This is a genomic window from Naasia sp. (genome assembly GCF_025465545.1).
Lineage (GTDB): Bacteria > Actinomycetota > Actinomycetes > Actinomycetales > Microbacteriaceae > Naasia.
This window is the reverse complement of record NZ_JAODMK010000028.1, coordinates 1-5,967: the sequence shown is the minus strand read 5'-3', so window position 1 is coordinate 5,967 and position 5,967 is coordinate 1. Positions and strand designations below refer to the sequence as shown.

At 69.8% G+C, this 5,967-nt stretch carries 5 protein-coding genes and 1 tRNA gene; 1 reads left to right on the top strand and 5 read right to left on the bottom strand.

The features are described 5' to 3' along the window. Positions 1-290: 290 nt before the first annotated feature. Positions 291-380: transfer RNA gene (locus JWR33_RS08430), tRNA-Ser, on the bottom strand. A gap of 53 nt (positions 381-433) precedes the next feature. Next, positions 434-1,327, bottom strand: coding sequence for an NAD(P)-dependent oxidoreductase (locus JWR33_RS08425; RefSeq protein ID WP_297411023.1), 894 nt, complete (start codon positions 1,325-1,327; stop codon positions 434-436). Between the two features lie 88 nt (positions 1,328-1,415). Between JWR33_RS08425 and radA the strand changes: the two genes are divergently transcribed. After that, complete coding sequence (gene radA / locus JWR33_RS08420; RefSeq protein ID WP_297411021.1) at positions 1,416-2,744, top strand: DNA repair protein RadA; 1,329 nt, start codon at positions 1,416-1,418, stop codon at positions 2,742-2,744. A 49-nt stretch (positions 2,745-2,793) separates the two neighbouring features. Here radA and JWR33_RS08415 read toward each other — a convergent pair whose 3' ends face one another. From JWR33_RS08415 to JWR33_RS08405, 3 genes are all read right to left on the bottom strand, one after another. Then, entirely contained in the window at positions 2,794-3,429 is a 636-nt protein-coding gene (locus tag JWR33_RS08415; protein ID WP_297411019.1) for a hypothetical protein, read from the bottom strand. 56 nt (positions 3,430-3,485) lie between these two features. Further along, positions 3,486-3,989 carry an amino-acid N-acetyltransferase gene (locus JWR33_RS08410; RefSeq protein WP_297411017.1) on the bottom strand — a complete coding sequence of 168 codons (504 nt, stop codon included), beginning with the start codon at positions 3,987-3,989 and terminating at the stop codon, positions 3,486-3,488. A 198-nt stretch (positions 3,990-4,187) separates the two neighbouring features. Next, positions 4,188-5,967: ATP-dependent Clp protease ATP-binding subunit (locus JWR33_RS08405; RefSeq protein WP_297411016.1), on the bottom strand; the 1,780-nt coding region annotated here is incomplete at its 5' end.

Sequence of the window (5,967 nt, the reverse complement as noted above, 5' to 3'; positions counted from 1 at the left end):
TGGCCGAGCCGCCGACATCGATGCCGAGCTGACGGCGCGTTGCACTCGGCGGATTCGCCGCATCTGTCGCTGTCATCAGTTCCCCCACGCCGGACTCCGCTGTCACAGGCAGGTCCGTGAGATCGTCACCCTCGGATGCACTGATCGGCCAATTGTATACCAGGTCGGGTTCAACTGTATATACAGCTTGGCCGCGTCGGCAAGAGCCGGGTCGCGAGGCGAACGGTGCATCCGGAAAGCCTGAAGCCCTCTGCAACCGCACGAAGGTGCGGACGCAGAGGGCTTCAGAGTGGCGGTAGCGGTGGGATTTGAACCCACGGTGGAGTCGCCCCCACACATGTTTTCGAGACATGCTCCTTAGGCCGCTCGGACACGCTACCGGGGACGAGTGTACGCGAGTCGCCGGGGCGTCCGCGAGCGGCGGAGAGCCGCCTCAGGACGAGGGCTTCGCCCTGCCGTCCTCATCGAGGTAGTCCCGCCACGAGCGGCGCGGCGTCCAGCCCAGCAGCCGCTGCGCCTTTGCGGACGAGATGCCCGACGCGTCGGTGCGGTCGAGGTCGCGGAGCTCGATGGCGTCGCCGTAGTGCTCGCGCAGGATCTGGGCGAAGTCGCGGCCGCCCACGTTGTCGGGCGAGGCGATGTACATCACCTCGTGGCCCGTCAGGTCGCTCTCGGCAGCCAGCAGGATGGCGTCCGCGAGGTCGAACGCGTCGATGTAGCTCCAGAGGTTCGGGGACAGCACGGCGGCGTCGCGCACCTGAGGGCCGAGGTTCTCCGCGTAGTTGCCGGGGGTCTGCACCCAGCTCGGGCGGAGCGAGATCGCCCGGATGTCGGAGCGGGCGACGGCCGCGTCCATCAGCTGCTCGCCGAAGTGCTTCGCGAGCGCATACGGATCCTGCGGGGCGATCGGGTGCTCCTCGTCCACCGGAGCGTAGGAGGGGAGGAAGTCGCGCTCCGCGAAGAAGAAGCCGGGCACCGTCTCGCTGGAGATGTTGACGAAGCGCGGGACGCCGAACCGCACGGCCGCCTCGATCAGGTTGAAGGTGGCCAGCAGGTTGTTGCGGAAGACGGTCGCCGGGGTGTTGCCCGTCGGCGAGGGGATCGCCGCGATGTGCACGACCGCGTCGACACCGCGCGCTACGAGCGCGTAGCAGTCGCCGGCGTCCGTGAGCTCGGCCTGGCGGTACTCGACGCCCGCGGGCTCGGTGTCGCGGTCGAAGCCGGGAGGCAGCCGGTCGGTGGCGATCACGGAATGACCGGCGGCCCGGAACGCGTCCACCGTGACGCGGCCGACCTGGCCGCGGGACCCCGTGATCAGTACTCGCATGACTCCTCCTCCGGAACCGTTTCCACCCTATTGCCCACTTCGCGGCGCCGCTCCCGCCGGTGTCCGGGGGCCCGCCTAGGGTGAGGGGATGGCCCGCCAGAACTCCGCCGCGACGGTGCACCCCTACAGCTGCGGTGAATGCGGCTGGAAGACCGCCAAGTGGGTGGGCCGGTGCGGTGAATGCCAGCAGTGGGGCACCGTGGTCGAGTCCGCCGCGCCCCGGGTGCGCTCCCTGCAGGCCGTCTCGGTGCCGGCCGACCGCCGTGCTCGGCCCATCTCGGAGATCCGCACCGACGACGCCCAGCACTGGCCGAGCGGCATCGCCGAATTCGACCGGGTGCTCGGCGGCGGCATCGTGCCGGGCGCCGCGATCCTGCTGAGCGGCGAGCCGGGAGTCGGCAAGTCCACCCTGCTGCTCGAGGTCGCCTCACGGGCGGCCGGCACCGGCGCGACCGTCCTCTACGTGACGGCGGAGGAGTCGGTCGGGCAGGTGCGGATGCGAGCCGAGCGCACGGGAGCGCTCCGCGACGGCCTGTACCTGGCGGCCGAGACGGACCTCGGCACCATCCTCGGCCAGATCGAGGCCATCTCGCCGCAGCTCGTCATCGTCGACTCGGTGCAGACCGTGTCGAGTGCCGACGGCGACGGCCTCGCAGGCGGCCCCTCACAGGTTCGGGAGGTGGCGTCCACGCTCATCCGGGTGGCGAAGGACAAGAACATCCCCGTGCTGCTCGTGGGGCACGTCACCAAGGACGGCACGATCGCCGGCCCCCGCCTGCTCGAGCACCTCGTCGACGTCGTGTGCACGTTCGAGGGCGACCGGCACACGGCACTGCGCTTCATCCGCGCGCTCAAGAACCGCTTCGGCCCCACCGACGAGGTGGGCTGCTTCGAGATGAACGGGGTGGGCTTGGCCGAGGTCGCCGACCCGAGTGGACTGTTCCTCAGCCGCACCTCGACTCCGGTGAGCGGCACCTGCACCACGGTGGCCATGGAGGGCAGGCGCGCTCTGCCCGTTGAGGTGCAGGCGCTGGTCGTCGCCACGTCGGCGCCCCAGCCGCGGCGGGTCACGAACGGCGTCGACTCCAGCCGGGTCGCCATGCTGCTGGCTGTGCTCGAGCGCCGCGCGGGGGTGCGGCTCAGCCAGTTCGACGTCTACGTGTCCACTGTCGGCGGGGTCCGGCTCACCGAGCCGGCCGCCGACCTCGCGATCGCTCTTGCAGTGGCCTCAGCCGCCGCGGACCGCCCCATCGGGCACGACACGGTCGCGGTGGGCGAGATCAGCCTCGCCGGCGAGATCCGGCCGGTCTCGATGTCGGCACAGCGGATATCGGAGGCGGCACGGATGGGCTTCACCACCGTGCTCGACTCCCGCAAGGGCACGGCGCACGCCGCCCTGATGAGCGCACTGCGCTGAGACGCCCCGCCCTGCGCCGACATTTCGAGCGCCGAGCGCGAACCGACGATCAATCGAGCAGGAACTGCGCGCTCTCGGCCGCTCTGAAGCCGCCCACGGTCACCGAGAAGTGGTACGACGAGCCTCCCGCGGGCACGGCCGGCCGGTCGCCCTCGCAGGTGCCCGCGGTCGAGCGGGTTCGGTCCCACTCGAGCGGCGACGAGGTCACAGGCGCACCGCCCCCTGCGGGAAGCACATACGGAGTGTCCGAGCCGTCGCTCTGGCAGTCGGTCGACGTCCAGATGGTGTCGGAGCCGCTCGTGACGGTGAACACCTGCGCCTTCGTGCCCACGTCGATCATGCAGGGGTCGGTGCCGGTGTTGGCGAGGGTCCAGGAGAGCCGGGGCAGCTCGCCCTCGGCGTACTCCGTCTTGTCGGTGACGGCCCGGAGGTCGACCTGATCGTCGGTGCAGGCGGGAGGGCCATCGTCCGGAGCCGGCGACTCCGCCGGTTGGGCACCGGGAGTCGCGACCGATGCGGAGGGCGACGGGGTCTGGGGCGCCCCAGCCGGCTGAGGGTCGACGCCCGGCCGGAAGATGATCAGCACCACCACGACGATCGCGGCGAGGAGCCCCAGCAGCACGAAGAGGCGGCGGCGGCGGTAGACGCTGCTCGGCAGCGGACGCGTCGGGGCCCGGTAGGACATGCGGTCAGGCTAGGAGCCTCGGCGCCACTCGGCCCGCATTGGCGCGGAGAGTCCTCCTAGAGGTGCTTCACCATGCGGGTGTTGCCGAGGGTGTTGGGCTTCACCCTGGCCAGGTCGAGGAACTCCGCGACGCCCTCGTCGGACGAGCGGACGAGCTCCGCGTAGATCTCGGGGTCCACGAGGCTCTCGGCGATGGCGGAGAAGCCGTGCTTGCCGAAGAACTCGGTCTCGAAGGTCAGGCAGAAGAGGCGGCTGAGGCCGAGCGCGAGGCCCTTGCTCTCGAGCCGGTCGAGGAGCGCGTGGCCGACCCCCCTCTTCAGGTGGCTGGGCGCGACCGCGAGGGTCCGGACCTCGCCGAGGTCCTCCCACATCACGTGCAGGGCACCGCAGCCGACCAGCGTGCCGTCCTGCGCGACCGCGACCTCGAACTCCTGCACCGCCTCGTAGAACGCGACGAGGTTCTTGCCGAGCAGGATCCGCTCCTGCACCAGCGGCTCGACGAGCCGGGCGATGTCGCGGACGTCCCCCGTGCGTGCCGGCCGCACGGTGTAAGCGCTCATCCGGTCATTCTCCCGGCCCGCACCCTCCGCGGCCAAACCGCCGACCCGGAAGGGACGCGGCCGCTCCCCGCGCCAGGGTGCCCGTTGCGGCGGGAAGTGCCCGCTATAGCGGGCACTTGGCGCCGCAACGGGCACTTGGGGCGGAACGAGAGAGCGGGGCCGGCCGAAGGCCGACCCCGCTCGCCCAGGAGCTCCGACTCAGCTCACTGCGGCGATGTCCGGACCCGCCGTGATGGCGCCCTGACCCGCAGTGGCGGCGCCGACCATGTCGCCGCGCTTGCCCGTGGTGAACACGAACTCGCCGTCGACGAAGTCGACGTGCACGTGGTCGCCCGAGGTGAGCTCGCCGTGCAGGATCCGCTCGCTCAGCCGGTCCTCGATCTCGTGCTGCACCGCGCGACGGAGGGGCCGCGCGCCGAGCGCCGGGTCGAAGCCGAGCTTGATGAGGTGGGCCTTCGCCGGCTCGGTGAGCTCCACCGTCATGTCACGGTCGAGCATCCGCACGCCCAGCCGCTTGATGAAGAGGTCGACGATCTGCAGCAGCTCGGGCTTGCTGAGCTGCGGGAAGACGATCGTCTCGTCCACGCGGTTGAGGAACTCCGGCTTGAAGTGCTTCTTCAGCTCCTCGGTCACCTTGGCGCGCATCCGGTCGTATCCGGTCGCCGAGTCGCCCTCGACGACGAACCCCACTGGGCCACCCGCGATGTCGCGGGCGCCGAGGTTGGTCGTCATGATGATGACGGTGTTCTTGAAGTCCACGACCCGGCCCTGACCATCGGTCAGCCGGCCCTCCTCGAGGATCTGCAGGAGCGAGTTGAAGATGTCCGGGTGCGCCTTCTCGATCTCGTCGAAGAGGACGACGCTGAACGGCTTGCGCCGCACCTTCTCGGTGAGCTGCCCGCCCTCCTCGAAGCCGACGAACCCGGGAGGGGCACCGAACAGCCGCGAGACGGTGTGCTTCTCGCCGTACTCGCTCATGTCGAGGGAGATCAGCGCGTTCTCATCGTCGAAGAGGAACTCGGCGAGCGCCTTGGCCAGCTCCGTCTTCCCCACGCCGGTGGGGCCGGCGAAGATGAACGAGCCGGAAGGCCGCTTGGGGTCCTTGAGCCCGGCACGGGTTCGGCGGATCGTCTTGGCGAGGACCGAGATGGCCTCCTCCTGACCGATGACCCGCTCGTGCAGCGCCTTCTCCATGAAGATGAGCCGCGAGCTCTCCTCCTCCGTGAGCTTGAACACCGGGATGCCGGTCGCCTGCGCGAGCACCTCGGCGATCAGACCCTCGTCGACCTCGGCGGTCGTGGAGACCTCGCCCGACTTCCACTTCTTCTCGAGGCGCAGGCGCTCGGCGAGGAGCTGCTTCTCCTCGTCGCGCAGGCCGGCGGCCTTCTCGAAGTCCTGGTCCTCGATCGCGGTCTCCTTGGCGGCGCGGACCACGGCGATCTTCTCGTCGAACTCGCGCAGCTCCGGCGGGGCCGACAGGATCGACAGGCGAAGGCGTGCGCCAGCCTCGTCGATCAGGTCGATGGCCTTGTCGGGCAGGAAGCGGTCAGCGACATAACGGTCGGCGAGGTTCGCCGCCGCGACGATCGCACCGTCGGTGATGGAAACCTTGTGGAAGGCCTCGTACTTGTCGCGCAGTCCCTTGAGGATGTTGATGGTGTGGGGCAGCGAGGGCTCGTGAACCTGCACAGGCTGGAAACGACGCTCCAACGCGGCATCCTTCTCGAAATGCTTGCGGTACTCGTCGAGAGTGGTCGCACCGATCGTCTGGAGCTCACCGCGGGCGAGAAGCGGCTTGAGGATGCTGGCCGCGTCGATCGCTCCCTCTGCGGCACCGGCACCCACCAGGGTGTGGATCTCGTCGATGAAGACGATGATGTCGCCGCGGGTGCGGATCTCCTTGGTGACCTTCTTCAGTCGCTCCTCGAAGTCGCCGCGGTAGCGGCTTCCGGCGATGAGCGAGCCGAGGTCGAGGGAG